The sequence below is a fragment of the Phyllobacterium sp. YR620 genome (assembly GCF_900104165.1).
Lineage (GTDB): Bacteria > Pseudomonadota > Alphaproteobacteria > Rhizobiales > Rhizobiaceae > Phyllobacterium > Phyllobacterium pellucidum.
Genome location: NZ_FNJP01000001.1, coordinates 351,735 through 376,526, shown reverse-complemented (window position 1 = coordinate 376,526; position 24,792 = coordinate 351,735). Strand labels below are relative to the sequence as shown.

Sequence of the window (24,792 nt, the reverse complement as noted above, 5' to 3'; positions counted from 1 at the left end):
TTAGTTGTTCAATATTCTTCTGGAGTCAAGTGGGGACTGTGGATGAACGACAAGAGACCGATCAGAGCCAAGAGCGGGACGAACCTCGGCGGTGCAAGCGCGCATAATCGCCGCATCATGATCGATGCGCTGCGCGTCAACGGCGCCCTTTCGCGCGCCGATCTCGCGAGAGCTACCGGCCTGACGCCGCAGACGGTCTCCAACATTATCGAGGAACTTGCATCCGACGGTCTGGTGCGCTCGCAGGCGACCGTGCGCCGGGGGAGGGGACAGCCCGCCACTCCCTACCAGCTTGTACCGGAAGGCGCGTTTGCAATCGGCTTGCAGATCGATCGCCACGTCACGCGCACGGTGATCGTTAACTTAGTCGGCGAAGTACTGGTAAAGTTCGAGGCAAAGCTGCCGCCGGGGGGACCGGCGGAAGGCGTGCTGGTGATTCTCGATCTCGTCAGACGGGCGCGCGCGGAACTTGCCGCCCGGACGAGCGACGCGGACAAGCGCCTTGTTGGTCTCGGCGTCGCCATGCCGGGACCGTTCGGGATCAATACGCTCTATGACGACCCATGGATGATGACCGCGTGGCAGAACTTTCCATTGATCGATCGTATCGCCGAGGGTACCGGCCTTGAAGTCGCCTTGCAGAACGATGCGGCGGCGGCGGCAACGGCCGAGCGATTGCTCGGCGCTGCGCACGGTCTCGACCATGCGATCTGCATCTATTTCGGTTACGGGCTTGGCGCTGGCCTTATTCTGAACGGCGAACTTTACGGAGGTGCGCATGCGAATGCCGGTGAGATCGGCATGATCCTCGCATTGATTCCTGGCGATGGGGATGATGTCGAGCCGCTGGAGCATTACGCATCGATGGCGTCTCTATGCAAATTACTGAGCATAGATCCATCGGAGCCGCAGCTTTTTGAAATGGTGAGCGATGCCCTGCAAAAGGGCAGTCCCCAAATCGAAGCATGGATTGCCGACGTGGCGCAGCGCCTTCGACGAGCCATTCAGGCGCTCGAATCCATATTCGATCCGCAGACGATCATCCTTTGCGGGGGCGCCCCGCGTCGCCTCATCGACCGTCTCGTCAAGGAGATTGGGCCTTTGCTGCCCTCTATTGCCGATCGGGCGAGCCGCTTCCCGGAGGCGCGGCTTCAGGCCGGATTGGCCGATCCATGGTCGGTGGCGCTTGGCGCGGCGGCCGAACCGATAGCGCGGACTTTTGATCCGCGCTTCTCGGCTATTTTGAAGAGCACCTAGCTCATGCGGCGCGCTTGATGGCATCACCAAGCATCGAAGCCATCGTGTCGATCTGTTCTTTCTCGACGATCAATGGCGGCGACAGCGCGATCGTGTCGCCGGTCACGCGGACGAGCAGTCCTTTGTTGAAGCAGTCGACGAACACATCATATCCGCGCGCGCCCGCCGCATCGGCGCGAGGTGCGAGTTCGATACCGGCCACGAGGCCGATGGTGCGGATATCGATGACATTCGGCAGGCCGTTCAGACTGTGCATCGCCTCCTGCCAATGGTCGGCAAGTTCGGCGGCGCGGGTGAGAAGGCCTTCCTCGCGGTAGATTTCAAGCGTCGCCAGACCTGCGGCACAGGCGACAGGATGTCCCGAATAGGTGTAGCCGTGGAAAAGTTCGATCTGGCTTTCCGGTCCTACCATCAGCGCATCATGAACCGCTTCGCTGGCAAAGACCGCGCCCATCGGAACGACGCCATTGGTCAGACCCTTAGCCGTCGTGACGAGGTCGGGTACCACACCAAAGTAATCGACCGCGAAAGGCGTTCCGAGGCGACCAAAGCCAGTGATCACTTCATCGAATATGAGCAGGATGCCATGCTTCTTGCTGATGGCCCGAAGCTTTTCGAGATAGCCCTTCGGCGGCAAGAGCACGCCCGTCGAACCGGCAACCGGCTCTACAATGACGGCGGCAATCGTTTCGGCGCCATGGAGGGCCACAAGGCGTTCCAGATCGTCGGCAAGATCAGCGCCATGTTCAGGCAGACCATTCTTGATGAAGGAATTGCGCACCGGATCGTGCGTATGGCGCATGTGATCGACGCCGGGCAGGGTCGGGAAAACGCGGCGATTGTTGACGAGCCCGCCGACGGAAATGCCGCCGAAGCCGACGCCATGATAGCCGCGCTCACGGCCGATGACGCGTGTACGCGTGCCTTGGCCAATTGCACGCTGATAGGCGATGGCAATCTTGAGTGCGGTGTCGACCGATTCAGAACCAGACCCGGTGAAAAACACCTTCGTAAGCCCTGCCGCCTTGCCGCCAGGCGCAATTGCCGCAAGCTTTTCAGCGAAATCGAAGACGTAGGGATGGCCCATCTGGAACGGGGGAGCATAGTCCATTGTCATGAGCTGGCGCGACACCGAGTCGGCAATCTTTTCGCGGCCATGACCTGCATTGACGCACCAGAGACCTGCGGTACCGTCAAGCACCTGCCCGCCATCCACATCGGTGTAATACATGCCCTTGGCGCCCGCGAGCAGCCGCGGTGCCGCCTTGAACTGGCGGTTGGCCGTAAACGGCATCCAAAAATTTTCAAGCGATGGGGTGTTCGACATTAACATCGGGAGGTCTCCTCTTCTTTGCCGAAAAGGCCACGCTTTGAATTGCCCAACAAGTCCTTTTCTGGGTAAAATCAAACCATTGTTTTTGTTGCAACCGCGTGGGATATTTGCGTGATACCAAACAGGTGAAACAGCAATGAGCATCGATCTCGGCGGCCGGCTGCGCTTCCTGCGCGAGAGGCACGGACTCTCGCAGCGGGAACTGGCCAAGCGCGCAGGCGTGACCAATTCCACCATCTCGCTCATCGAATCCAACCAGACCAATCCCTCGGTTGGCGCATTGAAGCGCATACTCGACGGCATTCCGATCGGCCTCGCCGAATTCTTTGCGCTCGAGCCCGACCGCCGGCAGAAAGTCTTCTACGAAGCGGGCGACCTCGTTGAAATCGGCAAGGGCAATATTTCCTACCGGCAAATTGGCGAAAATCTCTTCGGGCGAACGCTGCAGATCCTCAAGGAACGTTATGAGCCTGGAGGGGATACGGGAAAGATACCTCTGGTTCACGAAGGCGAGGAAGGCGGCATCGTCATAAGCGGGCGTCTTGAAGTAACGGTCGACGATGAGCGGCGGATACTTGGACCCGGTGACGCCTACTATTTCGAAAGCCGCAGGCCGCATCGGTTTCGCTGCGTCGGCCCCAACCCCTGCGAGGTTGTCAGCGCCTGCACTCCGCCGACTTTTTAGCGGAGGGCCGCAAACCAGGCGATGAGTTCGGCGCTGTTGCGCAGGCCATGGGCGCGCATCAGCCGGGCTCGGTGTGCTTCGATGGTCCGCTTCGACAAACCGATTTCCTGCGCGATCTGGGAGTTGGTCTTGCCCTGCGAGACGAGGGTAAGCACCTGCTTTTGCCTATCCGATATAAGGCTGGTCGTGGCGGCAACCGTTCGACTCATCGGCTCGAAGCAATATAGCGCCTCGGCGAAAGGGTCTGCGTGGTTGCGGCTGCGCCCCCTTACCTTGCACCAGAAGCTTGTGCCATCACGCCGGCGCATGAGCCGCTCGTCATAATAGACCCTGCCGCCGGCGAAGTTCGTTTGCCACATTTCGCCGGTCCGCACGAAATCCCTGAGCTTCGGATAGAGCTTGGAAAAACTCTGGTCGATCAGTTCATCGCGCTCATAGCCGAACTCCTTGGCGAATTCGACATTGCAATCCCGTATGATACGGTACGTCGCATAGACCATCGGCACCGGCAGGTCGGCCAGCCAGAAGCGCTTGGCGCTTTCAGGATTTGCGATGTCGGAACTTAGAGATGCCGCTGCTGTCATGCAGTATTAATACGACTACCTGTACCGCCTCGACAAGCCATACCGTTGCTGTCAGAGGATGGAGAAATGGGAGATTATCCTTGAAAAAAGTTCATTTAGATGTGAGCGGCGCGCTCGATGGCCTGCTGTTCGACGGCATGACCATCATGGCCGGCGGCTTTGGCCTATGCGGCATCCCCGAAGCATTGATCTATGCGATCCGCGATTCAGGGGTCAAGGATCTGACGGTGATTTCCAACAATGCGGGCGTTGATGGCATAGGCCTCGGCGTCCTCCTGGAAACGCGCCAGATTCGCAAGATGGTCTCGTCCTATGTCGGCGAGAACAAGCTCTTCGCCCAGCAATATCTATCGGGCGAACTCGAACTCGAGTTCAACCCGCAAGGCACGCTTGCCGAACGTATTCGCGCCGGTGGCGCGGGCATTCCGGCCTTCTTCACCAAGACCGGTGTCGGAACGATCATTGCCGAGGGCAAGGACGTGCGCGAGTTCGATGGTGAATCCTACGTCATGGAACGCGGCCTGTTTGCCGATCTTTCCATCGTTCACGCTTTCAAGGGCGATACGGAAGGTAACCTTGTCTATCGGAAGACGGCGCGCAACTTCAACCCGATTATGGCGACGGCTGCAAAGGTCACCGTCGCCGAGGTCGAGCATCTTGTCGATGCGGGCAAGATCGACCCCGATCAGGTGCATACGCCTGGCATCTTCGTGAAGCGCATCGTGCATGTGCCCAATCCGGTCAAGCATATCGAACAACGAACGACCCGCCCGCGTATCATTGCTGCAAGTGAGGTGAACTAAGATGGCCTGGACACGCGATCAAATGGCCGAACGCGCCGCCGAGGAACTGCGGGACGGCTTCTACGTCAATCTCGGCATCGGTATTCCGACCCTCGTTGCAAATTACATCCCCACCGGCATGAGCGTTCAGTTGCAGAGCGAAAACGGCATGCTCGGCATGGGCCCGTTCCCCTATGAGGGAGACGAAGATGCCGACCTGATCAACGCCGGCAAGCAGACCATCACCGAACTGCCGACGACCAGCTATTTCTCCGGTGCGGACAGCTTCGGTATGATACGCGGCGGCCATATCGACCTTTCCATTCTCGGCGCGATGCAGGTTTCCCGCAGCGGCGACCTCGCGAACTGGATGGTCCCTGGAAAGATGGTCAAGGGCATGGGCGGCGCCATGGATCTCGTTGCGGGCGTCAAGCGTGTCGTCGTCGTCATGGAGCATGAGGCCAAGGGAGAAGCCAAGCTTCTCGAAGAGTGCACCCTGCCGCTGACCGGACAGCGCGTCACCGACCTCGTCATCACCGATCTCGGCGTCTTTTCCTTCGAGCGTCACGGCGAGCCGAAGATGACGTTGATCGAAATTGCGCCCGGCGTGACGCTTGACGAAATCAAGGCAAAAACCCAGGCGAAATACGACGTCGCCATCTGAGCCTTGAGCGCCGCCGGCGAGGCGGCGCCACTCACCAGCAGACGAAGCCTCCATCGACGACGAGATCGATTCCCGTCACGAAGGACGAGGCGCGGCTGGCAAGAAACACCGCGGGGCCGATCATTTCCTCGGGTGCGGCAAGCCGGCCCATTGGCGTATCCCGTTCGAAGATCTTGACCTGATCGGCAACTTCCGGGCGCCGGTTCATCGGCGTTAGCGTATATCCAGGGCTGATCGAGTTGACGCGCACGCCCCGATCAACCCACTCCATTGCGAGGCTCTTCGACAGGTGGATGACTGCTGCCTTGGAGGAGTTGTAGTTTGCCTGTTTGAGGTCGCGATTGACGATCGAGCCCGACATCGAGGCAATATTGATGATGGAGCCCTTGCCTCGGGGCAGCATGACGCGGGCCTCCGCCTGGCAGGACAGGAACACACCGGTGACGTTGACATCGTAGACATGCTGCCAGTTTTCGCGTGCCAGCGTTTCGGCGGCGCCGCCCGCCCCGATGCCGGCATTGTTGACGGCAATCGTCAGCGGGCCGAGTTCACTCTCGATTCGCTGCACAGCGGTTGCGATATCGTCGGCTGACGTCACCGAGCCTTCAATCGTGATCACCCTGCGCCCGGTCGCGCGAATACGCTCGGCCGTCTCGTCGAGCCCGCGGCCGGAAGAATGGCCAAAGCAGCCAATATCGGCACCCGCTTCGGCAAATCCGATAGCTATGGCCTGGCCAATGCCGCTGCCGGCGCCAGTCACCATGGCGATCTCGCCTCGAAGATCGAAAAGGTCCATGTCCAGTCCTTTCCGGCTAGCTCCTCTGGCCCTCGGTACTGGGCTCGGCGCGGGCAGCCCTTACCAGACGCCGCCGCGTGCGGAACGCGCCCCATTGCTGGTCGACCAGCACGCCAATGAGAATAACGCCGCCCATCACCGAGAAGTTGAGGGAAGACGGTATGCCGAGGAGGTTCACCAGGTTCTGCAGTTCCTGCAAAAGGATTGTGCCGAGGATGACGCCGACGATGGAGCCTTCGCCGCCGCGCAGCGAGAAGCCACCAAGCACCGCTGCCGCAATGGCGTAGAGCTCGTAGAAATTGCCATGGCTGGCCGGCGAGATCGAGCGGGTATACATGGCGAAGTAGATTGCAGCGAGCGCGGTAAGGACACCGCAGATCACATAGGCCGCCATGATGATCCGACCGGTACGGATACCGGAGAAGCGCGCCGCTTCCTCGTTCTTGCCGATCGCGTAGAGGTAGCGGCCGAAGACCGAGCGGTGCAGGACGACCCACATTATCGCCATGATGACGATGAGCGCTATAAAGCTGTTTGGCACACCGTAGGTGCGGCCGGCAGTAAGGAATTCGAGCGTCGGGAAATTCTGGCCGAAGGCAAAACCGGCGGTGCCGTCAGCCGTATAGAAGCGGGCAACGCCGCGATAGATCAGAAGGCCGCACAAGGTGACGACGAAGGGCTGCAGTTTCAGCCGTGCGATCAGCCAGCCATGCGCCAGACCGATAAGGCCGCCCAGTATGAGGATGAGAATGAACGCGACGGGCCAATCCATGCCCCTCGTCGCAATGAAGTCTATGAACAGCACGCCGAGGAGAGCGATGGACGAACCGACCGAGAGCTCGATACCACCGGTTATGATGACGAAGGCTTGGCCGATCGAAAGAATACCGAAGAGGCCGATCAGGTTGGACGTATTGGCGAGGTTGATGGGGAGCAAAAACCGGGGATTGATCGCAGCAACGACCGCGCCCACGACCAGAATGAGAAGTAACAGCCCGATATCTTTCTTGCTCATCGCCCCTCCGGCTCTTTCTTTGCTAGTCTAGGCTTTTTTCCAACCGCAAGCAGCATGACGTTTTCCTGGCTGAGGTCGTCCTTGTCGAGAATGCCCGAGATCTGGCCCTCGTGCATGACCGCTACGCGGTCGGAAACGCCGATCACTTCTTCCATGTCGCTCGAGATCATCAGCACCGCGACACCTGCCTCGGCAAGAACCCGCATGAGATTGTAGATCTCAGCCTTCGCGCCGATGTCGATGCCGCGGGTCGGCTCATCCATGATGATGATTTTCGGATTCATGGCGAGCCATTTGGCCAGTACGACCTTCTGCTGGTTGCCGCCCGACAAAGAGCCCGTCCGTGTCGCGACGGAAGGCGCTCTGATCCCGAGACTTGATCGTTGCTTCTCCGCCGTCTTGTTTTCGCTGCGGGCCGAGACGAGATATCGCTTCGAATGCGCGGGCATGTCAGGCAGCGAAATGTTTTGCGCAATAGGAAAATCGAGGAGGATACCCTCGAGCTTGCGGTCCTCCGGAACAAGAAAGATGCCGTTAGCGACCGCATCGGCAGCAGAGTGCAGCGCAAGTTTCTTGCCATCGGCATAGACCTCGCCGCCGAGCCTGGCATCTATACCGAAGAGGACGCGGGCAAGCTCGGTGCGGCCCGAACCGACAAGACCAGCAAGTCCGAGGATCTCTCCACGACGAATTTCGAGGTTGACCGGGTGGTGCGGATAGGTCGTCGTGCGAATATCTTGCGCTGAGAGTGCTACCGCTCCCGGTGTCTGCATCGAAACGGCTGTCCGGGCCTTCAGCGCCCGGCCGATCATCAGTCGAACCATCTCGTCATGATCAATCGCACTTTTCGGCAAGACCCCGGCAAGGATCCCGTCTCTAAGGACCAGCACGCGATCGGCGACGCGCTCTATTTCATGCAGGCGATGCGAGATGAAAATGACGCTAATGCCATCCGCCTTGAGGCTCTTGATGACCGCCAGAAGCTTCTCTGTCTCGGGGAGGGGAAGGCTCGATGTCGGTTCATCGAGAATGACGAGCCGCGAATTTATCGAGAGCGCCTTGGCAATTTCCACCATCTGCTGCTGGGCGAGCGAGAGCTTCGAGACCGGCGTATCAGCGCTGAAATTCGCACCGACTCGCTTCAAAAGCGAACCTACCATTTCGCGCAGTTTGGCGCGGTCGACGAGTTTCAGAGGTCCGGCGCGCAGCGGTTCGCGGCCGAGAAAGACATTTGCAGCGACATCGAGATTGTCGAAGAGGTTCAGTTCCTGGTGAACGAAAGCGATACCGGCGTTCATGCTGCCTTCGACGGTCAATTGGTCGTGTTCGATGCCATCGACCGTGATCGTTCCACGATCGGGCTTCACCACGCCGCCGAGTATCTTCATCAATGTGGATTTGCCTGCGCCGTTCTCGCCAACGAGCCCGATCACTTCCCCCGGAGCCACCTCCATGGAAAAATTATCGAGGGCAACGACACCGGGATAGCTCTTGCGCACGCCAGCAAGGCTCAAGAAAGGCGCTTCGACGCCGGCGCACGATGATGTTTCAGGTACATTCAACATAGCTGCGTAAACCAGAACTCGAGATCATCGAAGACGCCGCCACCGGGCGACGTCTTCCTGATTATCCTGATAGTCTGGTTCAATTTCCAGCCATTGCTTTCAGATTTGCCGCATACTTGTCGACATCGTCCTTGCCGATGATCACGGTTGGAATGATGATCAGCTTGTTGTCGGGGATACCCGACTTGTCGCCACCGAGATAAGCCGCCATCAGCTTCATGCCGCGGTAGGCCCATTCGAACGGCTGTTGCACGACGGTGGCGGCAACAGTCCCTTCCTTGACGCCACCCAGCGTGATCGGATCATCGTCGAAACCGACGACCGTGATCTGGCCAAGCTTACCGGCATCGCGCAGCGCTTCGTAGATTCGCGGCGTATTGTACGAATAGAACCCGACCATGCAGGTCACGTCAGGGCTCGCGACAAGCGCATCCTCAACGTTCTTTTTGGCACGCGTTTGGTCGATATCATCACCGCGCACATCGACGAGCTCGATCTTGGTACCGGCAAGACCATCCTTCATGCCCTGAATGCGCTCCTTGGCGTTGTCCGCCCCGAGCAGGCCGACGAATCCAATGCACTTGCCGCCATTTGGCATGGCTTTCTTGGCAATTTCGGCTGCCTGCTTGCCCGCATCCACGTTCGACGACCCGATATAGGCGACGCGGTTGGTCTGCGGCGCATCGCTGTCCGTGGTGAAGAGCGCGGTCTGCGAGGCAATCTTGTTCAGCCCGTCAGTCGACGTTTTGGGATCGACGGCTGAAACCATGATGCCCTTGACGCCGGCGGTAACAAGATCGTCCATCAACCGCTGCTGGATGGCAACGGAGGATTGCTCCGGATATTTAAGCTCGAGCGAGTAGTCCGGCAGTTCGGCCTGCGCCTTCTTGACACCGGCTTCTGCGGCCTTCCAGAAGTCGGAGGCGCCGTTGACGACAAAGGCCAGGGTGGGCTTATCCGCGGCGTTGGCGATGGGCACTCCGGCTGCCCCAAGGACGAGAGCAGCGGTTAAGCCAGCAGCTAATGCAAGTCTCATAACTAACCTCCCATTAAAGTCCGTATTGCGCCCGGACCGTTGGCAATCTGACCATCGCGTCGCTCCTTCCTCCAAGGCCGACGACACAACGGGGAGCCGATAAAATCGGCTTTCCGACCATGACTTTAATTGGGTAATTGTTATTAGTAAACTCTATTATCATATAGTATTATCAATCTTTCACCTGCGTCGTACGAGGCCGCTGCGGGGTGGCCGGCGGCGGAACGGGACCATGAGAGGTTGAACGAAGATTGGGTCCATCTGATTCTAGCGACCAGCCTTCGAAGATCAGGAAAGCCAGAAATCGCGGAGCTGTCGACGAGTGGGGGCTCGCTACCTCGTCCGCTTCACGACGCAGACGGGGCTTGCGCCAGGGTACTGGGGATCCTGCTCGACGCAGGCAGCATCATAACGGAAAGTCCCATAGTAGACGCGCGCGCAGCCCGAAAGCAGCGGAGCGAATGTTACAATCACCAGGAATATGGCCCTGAAATAATTCCTTCCGTGGTGGTTCATTTTCCTGGATCTCGTTCCTATATGAGCGTTTGAAAGTGACACAGTGGCGTAACAATCCACTGATATTCTTCACTAATTGACCGAACCGACAATCGGCAGCCATAGCAGTCTAGCAAAATCTGGTGCCAGAATAAGGCAAGTACCCGTTAAGGTTGTGTTCACGTTTTCCGTGAGCCTGCACAAAAGGCTTGATCGAGCGGGATTGACGTATAAGTTCGGCCTTCCGATTTGTTAACCAAACCTTTCACGTTAGGAGCAAAGCGATGAACAACAGCGACTATACGTTGCCAGAAACAATTTCCACGGCGCTAGCCAAAGGTACGAATATTGTCACGGCATTTCGCGAACAATTCGGATATTCCGTCGAGGATTTGGCCGTAGCATGCGGTCTGACTTCCCTCGAAATTGAAACGATCGAAAGCGGTCAAAACAACGACCCACTGAAACTGGAGCGTATTGCCCACGCATTGGGGCTTCCCAACAATGCAATGATCATTGAAGAATCGAAGCGCCTAAGCGCCTGAAATCTTTAAATTAATAAATCGGACTCAAAAAGCTGCCAGGGTGATATCCCAACTCTGGCAGCTTTTTGTTTGGCTATAATCCAAGCAAATTACGGGTCAGCGGATGGTCGGGGTCCGTCAGCCCCTCAATGATATTCGCGTGATGCTTGCCGGGCTCTTCGACTGCTTCCACTCGGCAGTCAAATCCCGACCACACGTTGGCCAGCAACGCATTCTGCCGCACGAATTCCGGGCGCTCCAGGGCGCCAACCCATGCGGTCACGTCAATCCCTTCCTGTGGTTCGAGGAGGGCAGGACTCTCGAGCCGTGCTTCGACCGCATCAAGATGCAGAGTTTCGTTCATCTCCGTTTTCATCAACGGGCGCAGGTCAACCAAGGGCGATATCGGGACCGTCTTGCGGATGCGTTGGCGCACTGCCTGCGGCAGCGGCGAGGTTGCAGTCATCATCCGGGCGACAAGATGACCGCCAGCCGAATGACCGGTCAGGTGGATCGGCCCTGCGACCTCGTTTGCAGCGTGCGCAATGGCAAGGCCGACTTGAACCGTAATGTCGCTGACGCGCACCTCCGGACAGAGCACATAGGAGGGAATGGCGACGGCAAACCCGTTCGAAACCGCACCCTTTGCCAAATGCGACCACGCGGACTTGTCGAAATCCTCCATCCAGTAGCCGCCGTGAATGAAGACCGCGAGGCCGCGCAAGTCGCCTGATGGCATGAACAGATCGAGCCGATTGCGATCGTGTTCGCCGTAGCTGACGTCGAGTTTCAACAGACCCTTGCGGTCCATTTCCTCGCGAAAGCTCGTGGCCTGCTCCAGCCACTTTGCCGGGTATCCGAAGCCGTCGGGTATATAGGCAAAATTCGAATAGGCGTCGTCCCAGTCGATTGGTTCTTGCGTGACCATCCTGTTTCCTCCCGGCGCTTTAACGCTATTCCCTGACCTTCTCGCGAACGGCAAACCCGCCGCCGGACTTGCGCAAGTTCGGCAGGGCTAGCATCAACAGGACAAAGGCGCCCGTCGCAAATTTCAGATCCGCGGGAGCGAGGCCGAGCGTAAGGCAGAATGAAATGAGCTGATAGTAGACCAGCGAGCCGACGACCGGCGCGAGGACCTGGCGCAGGATAGTCTGCCGTCCGGTAATAGCCTCGCCGATGATCAGGGCAGCAAGGCCATTGATCAGAATGCCGAAGCCCATGTTCACATCGGCAAAACCTTGCGTCTGCACCATGATGCTCCCGCCGGTTGCCGAGAGCGCACTCGCGGCGCCGACGCCGATGATCGTCGCGGTGCCGACATTGATACCCTGCGCTTCGGCCATGTCCGGGCTCGCCCCCACCGCGCGCATCGATGTTCCTTTCTCCGACATGAAGAAATAGAGCATTGCCGCAACGACGAGCAGGATCAGAATGCCAACGATCAGGATCTTGACCCAGGGCAGATTTGCCGAGGCGCCAGCAAGCAGCGTGAACACGGTGTCGTAGGTGAACAGCGGTATATTGGTGCGCCCCATGATGCGCAGGTTGATGCTGTAAAGCATCGTCATCACCAGGATACCGGCGAGCAGCGTATTGATCTTGAAGCGCAGATGAATGAACGCCGTGCTGCATCCGGCGATGAAACCGCAGATCAGGGCAACGAAGCAGGCCAGGAACGGGTTGACGCCCCCTGCGATCAGCGTGCCGCAGACACAGCCACCGAGCGGAAAAGCACCTTCGGAGGTCAAATCCGGAAAGTTCAATATTCGGAAGGGCAGCATGACGCCGAGAACGACGAAGGCAACGATGAGGCTCTGGGCAATCGTGACCGGGATAAGTCCGTAGAAGCTGGTGAAAACGTCCATGGCTCAATTTCCCTGCAGCGCGATAGCGTCGGATTTGGTGTGGAACCGGTCGATGAGGTCAGAGACCGTGATGCCGCGCTTCTCCTCGGGGCCGATTTCTACCAGCACCTTGCCGGCGTCCATCATGACGATCCGGTTGCCGTAGTTGATCGCGTGTTCCATGTTGTGGGTGACCATCAGCGTCGTGAGCTTGAGCTCTTCCACCGCGCGCACGGTCGTGTCCATCACGAGCTTTGCCGTGCGCGGATCGAGCGCTGCCGTATGCTCGTCGAGAAGCAGCAGTTTTGGCTGGGTAGAGACCGCCATGACCAGCGAGAGCGACTGGCGTTGACCTCCGGAAAGGAGCCCAACCGGCATGTCCAGACGCTTTTCGAGCCCAAGGTTGAGTTCGGCGAGTTGCTCGCTGTATCTGGCACGCCGCGCTGACGTTAGTCCGAAGGAAAAGCCCCGCCGTTTGCCGCGCAGTTCGGCCAGGAGCATGTTCTCGCCAATGGTCATCGTTGGCGCGGTACCGATCATCGGATCCTGGAAGACGCGGGCAATAAACTGGGCCCGGCGATGCGCGTTGAGGCGCGTAACGTCCTGCCCGTCAATGGAGATACGTCCGGAGTCGAGCGGCAGCTTGCCGGAGACCGCGTTGAGGAAGCTCGACTTGCCGGCGCCGTTGCTGCCGATGACGATGCAAAAGTCCGCCGGTGCAAGGTTGACATTGAGTCCGTCGAGCGCCCGGCGCTCGTCCTGCGTACCGCGATAGAAAATCTTTGTGCCGCCCGTTACGGAAAGCATGTTCTTTGTCATTGATGAGCCCTCGAACTCCGAGCTGTATGCCCCATGCAATAATTCCTGCGTCATGGTTGGCGCAGGAACTATAGGTTTGCAGGCGAAAGGAGAAGGCTTATTTGACGAAGCACTCGCAATCTTTGAGGCTTTCCGGCACTTTTTGTCCGGTTTTGGCAAGCACGGCCTCATTGATCAAAGCAGTATGGTCTTCATAAGTCGGCTTGATCGGAGCAAGACTTGCTGGCGACTTGCCGGCAATGATCTCCGCTGCAAGCTTTGCCGCATTCTGCCCGACCTTGGTGTACGAGACCTCGAAAGCTGCAGCAACGAGACCGTCACGTACCGCCTGTGCCGATGCGTTGACGATCGGAATGTTGACCGAGAGGGCGGCTGCGGCAACGGCGGGCACAGCTGGCTGAACCAGGTTCGAGCCCGGAACGTAGATGACGTCCGCCTTGCCGGCGAGCGAGCTGACGCGGATCGGAATATCGTTGGTGTTGTCGAGGCCGACTTCGACTAGCTCCATGCCTTCGGCCTTAGCGGCTTCCTTGATCAGCTTGAGCACGGCAACGTCGTTGTCTTCGCCCGGATTGTAGAGATAGGCGAGGCGCTTGGCATCGGGCAGCAGCTTGCGGATGAACTTGACCACTGAGCTGACGTCCTGCAAATCCGACGCGCCAGTCATGCCGGTGTCGCCAGCTTGCCAGGATGGCGTCAGCTTTGCTGCGACCGGATCGGTCACCGCTGCGAAGACGACTGGCGTGCCGGAATTGCCGACGATCTGGCGCGCGCCCTGTGCGACCGGAGTGGTGACGGCGAGGATGAGCTTCGGGCTTCCCGAAACGAGCTTCGTGACCATTTGCGGGATGAGGGTCGCATCGAAATTGACCTGCAACTCATCATAGACAGCATCGGCAACGCCGAGTTTCGCCAATTCCGCCTTGAACGAGGTCACGGTTTCGTCGAGCTGCGGATGCTTGCCGAACTGGGCAATGCCGATTTTCGTTTCGGCTGAGGCCACGCCTATGTGCAGGCTAAGGCCGAGTGCTGCGGCGAGCGCAGTGCGCACCGCATATTTTGCGCCAATCATCGAATGTCTCCCTTTTTTGTGTGTTCCAACCCCTGAGGCTTGAAAATAGTATAACAAGCGTGAAATGATATACAATACAAAATGGGGCAAACCCACAGAGGGAACGATGGCCGAGAGCGTCAAATCGGACAGCCTTTACGCGGCGCTGCGATCGCGCATTCTCAATGGAAGATTGCGTCCGGGCCAGTCGTTGCGGCTACGCGCGCTTGCCGAGGAATTGGGCGGCAGCGCAACACCTGTTCGAGAAGCGCTCAATCGCCTGCACGCCGAAAACTTCGTGACGACCGAAGCCAACAAGGGCTTCCGTGTTGCAACTGTAACGCTCGAGGAACTTGAAGATCTGGAATCGGCCCGCGCTGCGATCGAAACCCAGCTGCTGCTGCGATCGATCGACAAGGGCGATCGCGACTGGGAAGCGCGCCTCGTCAGCGCCCATTACCGTCTGTCGAAATGCGAGGTTCCCAACTCATTTTCCCAATCGGAAGCAATCGATCTTTGGGACGCCGCACATACGGAGTTCCACTTCGCCTTGATCGACGGCGCCGCCTCACTCTGGCTGATGAATTTCGCACGACAGGTCAATGCCCAGCTGCAACGCTACCGCAGACACATCATCTTGCGCATCGACCACCTCAATCGCTCCGCAGCGCAGAATGGCAACGGCGCGCTGGGCGTTCTCTCGCGCGAAGCGCTTGGCATCGATGCGCACACGGCGCTCATGCAAGCGGCGCTCGATCGGGACAGATCGAAGGCCGAGGCCTTGATGCTCGACCATGTGCGTCTCGCCAAGGATGCCTTTTTGAAACTTGCCAAGGCCAGCGGCATTTCCGGCATTGATGCAGCCGCCTGACGAACAGGGACACCATGGATAATACAACTCAAAGAATTGACGCCGCCGCGGCAGATCGTTCCGATCCGCTCCGTGGTTTTCGCGAACACTTCCATTTGCCGGAAGGCGTGATCTACCTTGACGGCAATTCGCTCGGCGCTTTGCCCAAATCCGTCCGCCAGCGTGTGTTGAACACAATCGACAAGGAGTGGGGCGTCGATCTCATCCGCAGCTGGAATACTGCCGACTGGGTGCACCTGCCACAACGTGTTGGCGCCCGCATAGCCCGCATCATCGGTGCGGAGGAGGGGGCCGTCGTCGCCGCTGACAGCACATCGATCAATCTGTTCAAGGTGCTTTCAGCCGCCCTCGACTTGAACCCCGGCCGCAACAAGATCGTCTCCGAGCGCGAAAACTTCCCCACAGACCTCTATATCGCGGAGGGCGTCGCCAAGCAGATCGGCAAGGATCACCGGCTGGTTCTGTCGGATTCGCCCGAGCATATCCCAGGATTGCTCGATGAAGACGTCGCGGTGCTCATGCTGACGCATGTCAATTACCGCACCGGCTATCGCCACGACATGGCGGCACTGACGCGCGCCGCCCATGACAAGGGCATTCTCGTCATCTGGGATCTGGCACATTCGGCAGGCGCAATGCCGGTCGATCTAAGCGGAGCCGAGGCGGATTTCGCCATTGGCTGTGGCTATAAATACCTCAACGGCGGTCCGGGCGCTCCTGCCTTCCTCTACGTCAATCCTCGGCATCACGGCGGCTTCCGCCAGCCGCTTTCCGGTTGGTTCGGTCACCGTGCGCCGTTCGATTTCGACTCCGCCTATACACCTTCCAACAAGATCGAGCAGTATCTATGCGGCACGCCCCCGGTTCTTGCGATGGTCGCCATGGATGAAGCGATGGCCATCTGGGATGACGTCGACATGGCGGCGCTCCGCGCCAAGTCGATAGCGCTTTGCGACCTGTTTATCCAGGAGATCGACAGCTTCGCCGAGCGTCTTGGTTTGCGGCTGGTTACGCCGCGCGAACCGGAATTGCGCGGCAGCCAGGTCTCCTATTCTTGCAAAAACGGTTATGCGATCATGCAGGCACTGATTGCGCGCGGCGTGATCGGCGATTTCCGTGCGCCTGATATTATTCGCTTCGGATTCACGCCGCTTTATCTGAGTTTCGCCGAAGTCGAAAAAGCGGCAGCAATCCTCAAGGAGATTCTCGAAACGCGCGCCTGGGATGCGCCGGAATTCCACGTCCGGGGCGCCGTGACATGACCCGTACGCCTTACGATCCGGAACAGGAAGGCGCGCAGATGATGTTCGATGGGCGTATGTCCTACGGCGATTATCTGCGCCTCGACAGGATTCTTTCGGCGCAAACGCCGCTGTCCGACGCCCATGACGAAATGCTGTTCATCGTGCAGCACCAGGCATCGGAGATCTGGATGCGCCTCGTCATTCACGAACTGACATCGGTTTGCCAGCACATTGCAAGCGATGATCTCGCGCCGTCCTTCAAGATGCTTGCGCGGGTTTCGCGCATTCTCGATCAGCTCAATTCGGCATGGGACGTCCTGCGCACCATGACGCCGAGCGAATATACGACGTTCCGCGAAGCCCTCGGCATGTCGTCTGGATTCCAGTCGTTCCAATACCGTGCGATCGAGTTCCTTGCCGGCAACAAGAACGCGGCGATGGTGCGCCCGCATGAGCACAAGCCGGACATTCACGCCTGGCTCAAGGACATCCTGCACAAGCCCAGCATCTATGACGAATCCCTGCGGCTCCTCGCGCGCAAGGGCTTTGCCATCGATCACGCCGTACTGGAGCGTGACTGGTCGCGGCCTTACCAGCCCAATGAGAGCGTCCGCAATGCCTGGCTCCAGATCTATCGCGATCCCGAAGCTCATTGGTCTCTCTACGAGCTTGCCGAAAAGCTTGTCGATTTCGAGGATTACTTCCGGCGCTGGCGCTTCAACCATGTGACGACGGTCGAGCGCATCATCGGGTTCAAGACCGGCACGGGCGGCACATCCGGCGTCAACTATCTGCGCAAGATGCTCGAAGTAGTGCTGTTCCCCGAACTCTGGAACGTGCGGACCGAGCTCTAGACTATTGTCGAGACAGAATTGCTGTCTAGGCTGCCCGCTTGTCGATCATCACGCAGTCCATCGCCGATTTTGCATGGACCTGGTTGCTGTGCGCAAACCCATGCTTGGCAATTGCTGCAAGATCGTCATCGGGCCGGATTGGCCGCGACCACCAGTTTTCATTGAGTTTCCAGCCTTGGGCAGCGGCGCTTTCAACATCGGCGCTGTCCGGACGCAGAACACAGGATTCGTGCACGATGCGCGCATCTGGTGACCGTCTCATCATCATTTGCCGGCCACGCTTGAGCGCACTCGCTTCATCATCGGCAATAACAAGCTGATGATAAAGATGACGTGTCTGTTTATACTTCGTCAGATAAGCGAACTTGACTTGATATGCTGGCAAAACCTGCTCCTGCATCAAAGACTCAACCGCGTTAACCAATTCTTAATATTGTTTGCGATGCAGTCTTTTTCAAGGATGTCAGGGTTTTGCACAGATTAATTTATTGATGGCGCACTAAAGCAACGTATTGATTAGCCTTGGTCTTCTCCAGTCGTTCCGAAAGCGAAATGAATGAGGATCGACTACATCGATCCTCTCTCGCTCACGCGCCGTAGACGAGCTTGTCCTGGCGGGCGCGCAGTTCGACGATCTTGGAGCCTGGCACCGGCGCGGCATTGGCGCTGGTGATGAGTTCGCCCTTGCGGATCGGTGCCGTGACGCTGCCGCCCTGCAGAAGCCCGCAGGGGATTGCCCCGGCCTCGCGCGCTTCCGCCGCGGTCATGATCCAGGCGCGGTAGCAATATTCGCCGATGGCATCGAGCTTCTCGCCGGGCTGCATGTCCTTCTTGGCGACGGCACAGACTTCGGCCACGGGCTTGGCCAGCGGCACCATGTCGGGCTTGCCGTAAAGGACGACACGGGCGCAGGTCAGCGGCACTTCGAGCGAGGTCAGGTGATAGGGCCGGTGGAAGGTGAAGTACGGGCCCTTCCCCATCTTCAGGTCTTCCATGCGCTCGGAAATGCGCGGATGCGACATGTCGGCGACGACGAAGACGCCGGGGGCAACGCCCTTGCCGATCGAATAGTCGACGACGCCGACCCGTGAGAGCACGCCGCCATCCTTTTCCGGGATCAGCGTCTTCGACAGCTGGTCGAGCGTTGCCGCCGGACCGTGCATGCCGGGCTTGTCGGGCACGAGCCCGGTGGCATTGGCGATCGCCGCCATCTCCACCATGGTCTTCGAGCCGTCGACGAACTCGACCAGCATGCGCACGTTCATGTGCCGGCGTTCGGCTTCCTCGGCATAGTCGTCGGGAATGGCGTCGATGTTGAGGGGGTTGTTCTTGCCCTTGCCGGCGGCGACGATCGGATGGCCCATGGCCGAGACGAATTCGATGAGTTCCATGCACGACGACGGCTCGTCGCCGGCGCCGAGCGAATAGGTGACGCCGAGCCGGTCGGCCTCGCTCTTCAGGTAGGCGCCGATGGTCACGTCCGCCTCGACATTCATCATCACGAGGTGCTTGCCGTGCTCCATTGCCCGCAGGCCGATCTCGGCTCCGACCGCCGGGACCCCGGTCGCATCGATGACGACGTCGATGAGGTCGTTTTCAAGGATGAGATTGGCATCGTCGGTGACGGCGACCTTGCCGGCCTCCATCGCCGCCGTCAGCGCCGCGGCATTGGCCACCTCGCGGCCATGGCCGCTCTCCTGGTAGGCGATGTCGACGGCTTTGAGCGCATTCGGCAGCTTCAGTTCCGAGATCGCGCCGATCTCGATGCCCGGCATATGCGCCACGCGCGTCACGATATCGGTGCCCATCTCGCCCGAACCGATCAGCCCGATGCGGATCGGCCGCCCGGCATCCGCCCGCGCCTGCATGTCTCGCGCCAGTCCCGTCAGTGCAACATTGCTCGCCATAACGCCTCCCTCAGCGGTCCCCGCCGGCTTGTGCGGAGCCTTTCAAATTACAATCATCGAATATTGAACATTTGTATTTTAGTCAAGACCTATGTGCATTATAAGAGCGGTAAAGATCGATCATTAAGATGCCCGGAAGGGCCAACAACGAGGATGGAAATGCCGCAGAACCGATTCGAACTGGTGATCTTTGATTGCGATGGTGTGCTTGTGGACAGCGAGCCGCTTGCGGCGCTCGCCTATCGCAATATCTATGCCCGGCAGGGCCTGTCGCTGCCTGATGGCACGATCGCGCAATGCATCGGCCTGAAGCAGGCCGACATCATCGCCCGCGTCGCTGAACTCACGGGATTGCAGCTTGCGGACGGAGCGGAGACCGGTCTCTGGCCGGAGACGAAGCGCATCTTCGCAGAGTCGCTGCAGCCGACACCGGGAATCGTCTCATTTTTGGAAGGGCTCGAAACGGCACACTGCGTTGCCTCCGGCTCGTCGCTCGAACGCATCCGCTTCAGCCTCGAAATCACCGGGCTGGCGCGCTTTTTCGGCGATGCGGTCTACAGCTCGTTCATGGTCAAGCGCGGCAAGCCGGCGCCCGACCTCTTCTTCCTTGCCGCCGAAAAGATGCAGGCAGACCCAGCCAAATGTGTGGTCGTCGAGGATTCGCCCTTCGGCGTCGAGGGTGCCGTTGCCGCCGGCATGACCGCGATCGGCTACACCGGGGGCACCCACACCCATGAGGATCACGCCCCCGCGCTTATCGCAAAGGGCGCTTCGGCCGTGTTTTCCGACTGGAACGCTATCGGCGCCTGGATGTCTAATCGTTGAAGCGGCGTCCCTCGCGTTCTGGATCGCGCGCGATTTCCAGTTCCTCCTCGTCATCAGGCAGCGCTTCGTCGCTGTTCTGATAGGGATTGTCGTCATCTTCCTCCGATACCTCGCCGGCATCTTCCGGCTCGACCTGACGTTCGCCGAGGATGGAGAGTTCGTCATCCGCGATGACATCGTCGTCAACGATCTCGTCCCGGTCGAACGACTGCGGGCCAGACGTTTCGGTCTCGGGCGATTCGTTCCTGCGGGGCTTTTGCTTGGGCTCGGTCCAGTTCATCGTCAAAACTCCTCTGACATTTGCTTGGTAACGTTCAGGATGCCGTTTGGATGCACAAAACCTATCCTGTTCAAAAGTTTTGTCTTTTGCCCTAATCCACCCATAATCACCTGCGACGCAGCAACGTCACTTCATCTGGGGAGTTATCCATGACATCGAAAATCCTGACGCTGGCCCTTGCAGTAACCACCATGGTCGCGGTGCCTATGGCTGCTTATGCCGAGGACGCGCCGCGCCCGCGTATCACGGTCACAGGTGAAGGCGAAGCCGCTGCTGCGCCCGACACCGCGATCCTGTCGCTGGTCGTCATGCAGGAAAAGCCAACGGCCCGCGAGGCGCTGACCGCCAACAATGAAGCCATGGCCAAGGTACTCGACGCCATGAAAAAGGCCGGGATAGCCGAACGCGATCTGCAGACCTCCGGCTTCAGCATCGACCCGCGCTATGTGTTCCCGGAAAACAACAATAACCAGCCGCCCAAACCGCCGTCGATCGTCGGCTACGCCGTGTCAAATTCCCTGACGGTGCGGGTACGCGACCTCGCAAAGGTCGGCGACATCCTCGACCAGTCGGTCACGCTCGGCGTCAACCAGGGCGGCAACATCATCTTCACCAACGACAAGCCGGACACAATTCTTGAAGAAGCGCGCAAGAACGCCGTTGCAAATGCCGTTGCGCGCGCAAAGACGCTGACTGCCGCGGCCGGCGTCGAACTTGGCCGGGTCATCGAAATCAACGAACAGAGCTTCAGTCCGCGCCCGGTTCCGATGGCGGCGCGCGGCAAGATGATGGCAATGGACGCGGCATCACCCGTTCCCGTTGCTGCCGGCGAGAACACCTACAACGTCAATGTGAACATGACGTTTGAGCTTAAGAACTGAGTTCAAAGCGTAGAGCGCAAATAAAAAGGGTGCCGAGCGGCACCCTTTTCTTTGTTATGTCGCGCTTAGCGAACGACCGGGCAACCCGGTGCGCGGGCAAAGACCACTGCCGTGCGGTAGCCGCGCTTCCAGCCGGCGACGCGAACGACATTGCGGTTGACGACGACACGGGTGTTATACAGGCCCATGCGGCTTGCCTTGCTCGCAGCCTGTCCCGGCGTGCAGGCGGGAGCCGGACGGTAGGGCGGACGGTAATAATCGCGGCGATAATAATCGACCTTCACAAGCGGCGAAGCGCCATCGGTCATTGGTGCGGCCGCGATCGGCGCTGCCGAAGCGGCGTTGACGCCGATAATTGAACCGAGGGCGATGGTCGCGGTAACAGCCAACGTTTTGAATGAAACAGCCATTTGGCGTTCTCCTGTTTTTGTGTCCGGGATGGGGGGAATTTCCAAGCTTACTGGAATCCGGACAGGAGCGCTTTGTTCCACATTCGATCTGAACAATTCCTCAACGGAGCATTCACATTCGGTTTATCTCAGTCGGATTCTTCGAGCGTCATCATGTGATTGAAATAATCCTCGTCGCTCTTCATTTCATGATCATAGGCGGTGACCTTGCCCCGCACGGATATCCCGGCCTCGTGCACGGTTTCCCGGCTTCCGGATACGAGCGGATGCCACCAGTAGAGGTCGCGCCCCTCGTCGATCAAGCGATAGCCGCATGTTTCCGGCAGCCAGTCGACGGTGCGCACGATTTCGGGGGTCAGGAAAACGCAGTCCGGGACTTTGGCCTTGCGGTGTACGTAATCCGAACATTGGCAGGTGCCGGCATCGAGCAAGGTACAGGCGACGGTGGTGAAATAAATCTCTTCGGTGTCTTCGTCTTCGAGCTTGTGCAGGCAACACCGACCGCAACCGTCGCACAGGCTTTCCCATTCGGAGCGGCTGAGCTCATCGAGGATCTTTGTCTTCCAGAAGGGTTCAGAGGGCATGCGCTGAAATACATCGCCAGCCGGGCCGCGTCCATTCTTAAAACATGAATGCCAGATGAACGGCGCCTTCATGGGGGATACAGGCGCAAGCTGCAAACGTGGGTTCGATCAGTTCGGTCAACGTCGGACCGACGCATTGCCACGGGCGATGAAAACTGAAACGAAGATCGCAATGGTCAAGCCGTTGCCACAAACCGGAACAAGGTTGCGATCGCGAACTTTTGACGTGTTTCAACAAGAAGGAACGCGAGACAGGGATGACAATGAAACGTACAGCGCTCTTTTTTGCTTCAACAGCAATTCTCTTTTCCTCGCCTTATGCCATGGCGGAACAGCCGCCGCTCAACCGGCCCTATATTTCCTCCAACTCCAACATGCCGGTGGTGGTGGCGCAGGCCGAACAGCCCGCGCCCGCCCAGGAGGACCCGGCACAGGAGGAATTGAAGCGCAAGGCGGCGCAACAGGCTGAAGAGCAGGCCAAGCAACAGGCAGAAGACCAAGCCAAGCAGCAAGCCGAAGAAGCCAAGCGGGCTGCACAGGCGGAAGCCGAAAAGGCCGCCGAGCAGCAGAAAGCCATAGAAGAAGAGGCAAACCGCAAGGCTGCGGAAGCCGCGAAGGCTGCAGAGGCCGAAGCTGCCAAGCAGGCACAGGAAGCCAAGCGCGCCGCTGAAGCCGAAGCGAACAAGGCCGCCGAACAGCAGAAGGCCATAGAAGAAGAAGCAAAGCGCAAGGCAGCCGAAGAAGCGATGGCCTCGAAGGCCGCAGCGGAACAGGCGGCAGAGGACGCAGCGAAGGCCAAACGCGACGCCGAGGCTGAGGCCAACAAGGCAGCCGAGCAGCAAAAAGCCATAGAAGAAGAAGCACGAAAGAAAGCCGCTGCCGAAGCCGATGCGGCAAAGGCTGCTGAAGGCGAAACCGCAAAGCAGGCCGAACAGGCAAAAAAGGCAGCAGAGGCTGAAGCTGCAAAGGCGGCAGAAGCCCAGAAGGCCGCCGAAGAAGAAGCGCGCAAGAAGGCCGAAAGCACACAGAAGGCTGCCGACAGACAGGCCGAACAAGCAGCGGAAGACGCCAAAAAGGCTGCCGACGAAGCAGCCAAACAGGCCGCGCCGGCAACCGGGGCACCCGCGACTGCCGAGCAGCCCGCAGCGATGCCCAATCAACCCGCGGCTGAAACTGCGCCCGCCAAGCCGGCCGACGCCGCGAGCGGCCAGCCGGCAGCACCAGCGCCTGCCGAAGCCGCGAAGCCCGCACCGCAGGAAGCCTCGCCCCTCCCGGCCAATGCCGCGCCGGTGCTTGACAGCGACAAGCCCGCTCCAGCGGCGGATGCAAAACAGAAGGGCGGCAAGCGCGGCAACAAGGCCGAGCAGGCCGAGCAGGCCGGCCAGCCTCCAGCACCAGCCGAGCAACCGGTCGCCCAGCAACCGGCGGCACCCGCCGGACCCGCGCCGAAGACCGATGCCGACGTGCAGCAGGCAATCGCACCCGTCAAGATCGAGCCCGTGCTTGTCGAAAAGGGCACCCGCACCAAACAGGCGCGGCGCGACGAGCGGCCGGGCGATGTGCAGGTCATCAAGCAATATGACAACCGCGCCATCGTCGAGGTCGACAACAATATCTTCGTCGAAAGCTCCGACCGCCCGCGCATGAGCCGCAACGCCCAGGACGTCTATTATGAAGACCTGCCGCGGCGGCGCACGCGCGAAACCATCGTCCGGGAGAACGGCGTACAGATCGTTACGATCCGCAACCGCTACGGCGATGTCATTCAGCGCTCGCGCATTACCCCGGATGGTCGCGAAGTTCTGCTGACCTACGCGCCGGATTATGACCGGGAGGAGCGTGTTAACTGGCGCGATCCCGGCGACGACCTGCCGCCGCTGCGCCTCGACATTCCGGTGCGCGACTACATCCTCGATGCCGAAGAGGCGCCGGAAGAAGAAGTCTATGACTTCTTTGCCCGCCCGCCGGTCGAGCGTGTGGAGCGAATCTATTCGGTCGATGAAGTCAAGCGCTCGGCGCGTATCCGCGACAAGGTGCGCCGCGTCGATCTCGATACGATCACCTTCGCCTTCGGGTCGGCCGAGATCGGGGAAGACCAGATCACGCGCCTGGATAGCGTCGCCAAGGCAATGGCGCAGACCTTGAAGAAGAACCCGGCCGAGACCTTCCTGATCGAGGGCCATACCGATGCGGTGGGTTCGGACCAGGCAAACCTCGTTCTTTCCGACAAGCGCGCCGAATCGGTGGCGCAGGCGCTCACCAACGTCTTCGACATTCCGCCGGAGAACATGGCAACGCAGGGCTATGGCGAGCGCTATCTGAAGATCAGGACGGAATCGCCCGAGCAGCAGAACCGACGGGTTGCGATCCGCCGCATTACGCCGCTTGTCGCACCGGTCGCCAGCAACAATTGATTGCAAGGAGACCGTTGAAGCAAAAAAACCCGGGCGATTGCCCGGGTTTTTTGTCGCTGCGGGTTGAGTTCG

The 24,792-nt window shown here is 59.3% G+C and carries 26 protein-coding genes; 11 read left to right on the top strand and 15 right to left on the bottom strand.

What is annotated here, in order from left to right; translation table 11 throughout:
- The first annotated feature begins 42 nt into the window (after nucleotides 1-42).
- Nucleotides 43-1,257 carry an ROK family transcriptional regulator gene (locus tag BLR72_RS01785; protein WP_091944491.1) on the top strand — a complete coding sequence of 405 codons (1,215 nt, stop codon included), beginning with the start codon at nucleotides 43-45 and terminating at the stop codon, nucleotides 1,255-1,257.
- Nucleotide 1,258: 1 nt separating this feature from the next.
- On the opposite strand, the gene BLR72_RS01780 is transcribed toward BLR72_RS01785, so the two are convergent.
- Nucleotides 1,259-2,590, bottom strand: coding sequence for an omega-aminotransferase AptA (locus tag BLR72_RS01780; protein ID WP_091944488.1), 1,332 nt, complete (start codon nucleotides 2,588-2,590; stop codon nucleotides 1,259-1,261).
- Nucleotides 2,591-2,726: 136 nt separating this feature from the next.
- Between BLR72_RS01780 and BLR72_RS01775 the strand changes: the two genes are divergently transcribed.
- Nucleotides 2,727-3,275, top strand: a complete 549-nt coding sequence (locus BLR72_RS01775; RefSeq protein WP_027233008.1) for a cupin domain-containing protein — start codon at nucleotides 2,727-2,729, stop codon at nucleotides 3,273-3,275.
- Here the strand turns inward: BLR72_RS01775 and BLR72_RS01770 are convergent.
- Nucleotides 3,272-3,859, bottom strand: a complete 588-nt coding sequence (locus tag BLR72_RS01770) for a helix-turn-helix transcriptional regulator (protein ID WP_113282182.1) — start codon at nucleotides 3,857-3,859, stop codon at nucleotides 3,272-3,274. The genes BLR72_RS01775 and BLR72_RS01770 overlap by 4 nt on opposite strands.
- A gap of 80 nt (nucleotides 3,860-3,939) precedes the next feature.
- On the opposite strand from BLR72_RS01770, the gene BLR72_RS01765 reads away from it, so the two are divergent.
- On the top strand, nucleotides 3,940-4,662 hold the full coding sequence (locus BLR72_RS01765) for a CoA transferase subunit A (RefSeq protein ID WP_091944485.1): 723 nt from the start codon (nucleotides 3,940-3,942) through the stop codon (nucleotides 4,660-4,662).
- Nucleotide 4,663: 1 nt separating this feature from the next.
- Entirely contained in the window at nucleotides 4,664-5,305 is a 642-nt protein-coding gene (locus BLR72_RS01760; protein WP_091944482.1) for a 3-oxoacid CoA-transferase subunit B, read from the top strand.
- Between the two features lie 31 nt (nucleotides 5,306-5,336).
- On the opposite strand, the gene BLR72_RS01755 is transcribed toward BLR72_RS01760, so the two are convergent.
- From BLR72_RS01755 to BLR72_RS01740, 4 genes are all read right to left on the bottom strand, one after another.
- A complete protein-coding gene (locus tag BLR72_RS01755; protein ID WP_091944479.1) occupies nucleotides 5,337-6,101 on the bottom strand; it encodes an SDR family oxidoreductase in 765 nt (254 codons plus the stop codon).
- A 16-nt stretch (nucleotides 6,102-6,117) separates the two neighbouring features.
- Nucleotides 6,118-7,116: an ABC transporter permease gene (locus tag BLR72_RS01750; RefSeq protein WP_027233003.1), complete on the bottom strand. Its 999-nt coding sequence runs from the start codon at nucleotides 7,114-7,116 to the stop codon at nucleotides 6,118-6,120.
- Complete coding sequence (locus BLR72_RS01745) at nucleotides 7,113-8,681, bottom strand: sugar ABC transporter ATP-binding protein (RefSeq protein WP_175492257.1); 1,569 nt, start codon at nucleotides 8,679-8,681, stop codon at nucleotides 7,113-7,115. The genes BLR72_RS01750 and BLR72_RS01745 overlap by 4 nt, the downstream gene beginning before the upstream one ends.
- A 79-nt stretch (nucleotides 8,682-8,760) precedes the next feature.
- Complete coding sequence (locus tag BLR72_RS01740; RefSeq protein WP_027233001.1) at nucleotides 8,761-9,717, bottom strand: sugar-binding protein; 957 nt, start codon at nucleotides 9,715-9,717, stop codon at nucleotides 8,761-8,763.
- A gap of 779 nt (nucleotides 9,718-10,496) precedes the next feature.
- Between BLR72_RS01740 and BLR72_RS01735 the strand changes: the two genes are divergently transcribed.
- Nucleotides 10,497-10,757, top strand: a complete 261-nt coding sequence (locus tag BLR72_RS01735) for a helix-turn-helix domain-containing protein (RefSeq protein WP_091944476.1) — start codon at nucleotides 10,497-10,499, stop codon at nucleotides 10,755-10,757.
- Nucleotides 10,758-10,830: 73 nt separating this feature from the next.
- On the opposite strand, the gene BLR72_RS01730 is transcribed toward BLR72_RS01735, so the two are convergent.
- The 4 genes from BLR72_RS01730 to BLR72_RS01715 all read right to left on the bottom strand — a co-directional run bounded on the left by BLR72_RS01730 (nucleotide 10,831) and on the right by BLR72_RS01715 (nucleotide 14,471).
- Complete coding sequence (locus tag BLR72_RS01730) at nucleotides 10,831-11,664, bottom strand: alpha/beta hydrolase (RefSeq protein WP_091944473.1); 834 nt, start codon at nucleotides 11,662-11,664, stop codon at nucleotides 10,831-10,833.
- Nucleotides 11,665-11,689: 25 nt separating this feature from the next.
- Nucleotides 11,690-12,601, bottom strand: a complete 912-nt coding sequence (locus BLR72_RS01725) for an ABC transporter permease (RefSeq protein WP_091944471.1) — start codon at nucleotides 12,599-12,601, stop codon at nucleotides 11,690-11,692.
- Between the two features lie 3 nt (nucleotides 12,602-12,604).
- Entirely contained in the window at nucleotides 12,605-13,399 is a 795-nt protein-coding gene (locus tag BLR72_RS01720) for an ABC transporter ATP-binding protein (protein WP_228020643.1), read from the bottom strand.
- A gap of 97 nt (nucleotides 13,400-13,496) precedes the next feature.
- A complete protein-coding gene (locus BLR72_RS01715; protein WP_091944468.1) occupies nucleotides 13,497-14,471 on the bottom strand; it encodes an ABC transporter substrate-binding protein in 975 nt (324 codons plus the stop codon).
- 106 nt (nucleotides 14,472-14,577) lie between these two features.
- On the opposite strand from BLR72_RS01715, the gene BLR72_RS01710 reads away from it, so the two are divergent.
- Genes BLR72_RS01710 through kynA form a run of 3 tightly spaced genes read left to right on the top strand, consistent with a single transcriptional unit; the run spans nucleotide 14,578 to nucleotide 17,419 of the window.
- Nucleotides 14,578-15,321 carry a GntR family transcriptional regulator gene (locus tag BLR72_RS01710; protein ID WP_175492256.1) on the top strand — a complete coding sequence of 248 codons (744 nt, stop codon included), beginning with the start codon at nucleotides 14,578-14,580 and terminating at the stop codon, nucleotides 15,319-15,321.
- A 14-nt stretch (nucleotides 15,322-15,335) separates the two neighbouring features.
- Nucleotides 15,336-16,583: a kynureninase gene (gene kynU / locus BLR72_RS01705; protein ID WP_091944462.1), complete on the top strand. Its 1,248-nt coding sequence runs from the start codon at nucleotides 15,336-15,338 to the stop codon at nucleotides 16,581-16,583.
- The gene (kynA, locus tag BLR72_RS01700; protein WP_091944459.1) at nucleotides 16,580-17,419 is read left to right on the top strand and encodes a tryptophan 2,3-dioxygenase; all 840 of its coding nucleotides are present in this window, start codon (nucleotides 16,580-16,582) and stop codon (nucleotides 17,417-17,419) included. Before kynU ends, kynA begins: the two co-directional genes overlap by 4 nt.
- Nucleotides 17,420-17,444: 25 nt before the next feature.
- Here the strand turns inward: kynA and BLR72_RS01695 are convergent, their stop codons facing one another.
- Nucleotides 17,445-17,819 (bottom strand): hypothetical protein, encoded by a 375-nt coding sequence (locus BLR72_RS01695; RefSeq protein ID WP_091944456.1) that lies wholly within the window; start codon nucleotides 17,817-17,819, stop codon nucleotides 17,445-17,447.
- A 187-nt stretch (nucleotides 17,820-18,006) separates the two neighbouring features.
- The gene (locus BLR72_RS01690; protein WP_091944453.1) at nucleotides 18,007-19,326 is read right to left on the bottom strand and encodes an NAD(P)H-dependent oxidoreductase; all 1,320 of its coding nucleotides are present in this window, start codon (nucleotides 19,324-19,326) and stop codon (nucleotides 18,007-18,009) included.
- A gap of 159 nt (nucleotides 19,327-19,485) precedes the next feature.
- On the opposite strand from BLR72_RS01690, the gene BLR72_RS01685 reads away from it, so the two are divergent.
- The gene (locus BLR72_RS01685) at nucleotides 19,486-20,151 is read left to right on the top strand and encodes an HAD family hydrolase (protein ID WP_091946462.1); all 666 of its coding nucleotides are present in this window, start codon (nucleotides 19,486-19,488) and stop codon (nucleotides 20,149-20,151) included.
- On the opposite strand, the gene BLR72_RS01680 is transcribed toward BLR72_RS01685, so the two are convergent.
- A complete protein-coding gene (locus BLR72_RS01680; RefSeq protein WP_036815342.1) occupies nucleotides 20,141-20,431 on the bottom strand; it encodes a hypothetical protein in 291 nt (96 codons plus the stop codon). The two genes, BLR72_RS01685 and BLR72_RS01680, sit on opposite strands and share 11 nt — an antisense overlap.
- A gap of 191 nt (nucleotides 20,432-20,622) precedes the next feature.
- Between BLR72_RS01680 and BLR72_RS01675 the strand changes: the two genes are divergently transcribed.
- Complete coding sequence (locus BLR72_RS01675; protein ID WP_280140113.1) at nucleotides 20,623-21,312, top strand: SIMPL domain-containing protein; 690 nt, start codon at nucleotides 20,623-20,625, stop codon at nucleotides 21,310-21,312.
- A gap of 65 nt (nucleotides 21,313-21,377) precedes the next feature.
- Here BLR72_RS01675 and BLR72_RS01670 read toward each other — a convergent pair whose 3' ends face one another.
- Both BLR72_RS01670 and BLR72_RS01665 read right to left on the bottom strand, forming a co-directional pair.
- Nucleotides 21,378-21,722, bottom strand: coding sequence for a hypothetical protein (locus tag BLR72_RS01670; protein WP_027233337.1), 345 nt, complete (start codon nucleotides 21,720-21,722; stop codon nucleotides 21,378-21,380).
- Nucleotides 21,723-21,850: 128 nt separating this feature from the next.
- Nucleotides 21,851-22,306, bottom strand: coding sequence for a YcgN family cysteine cluster protein (locus tag BLR72_RS01665; protein WP_091946459.1), 456 nt, complete (start codon nucleotides 22,304-22,306; stop codon nucleotides 21,851-21,853).
- 263 nt (nucleotides 22,307-22,569) lie between these two features.
- On the opposite strand from BLR72_RS01665, the gene BLR72_RS01660 reads away from it, so the two are divergent.
- Nucleotides 22,570-24,720: an OmpA family protein gene (locus BLR72_RS01660; RefSeq protein ID WP_175492255.1), complete on the top strand. Its 2,151-nt coding sequence runs from the start codon at nucleotides 22,570-22,572 to the stop codon at nucleotides 24,718-24,720.
- Nucleotides 24,721-24,792 lie beyond the last annotated feature (72 nt).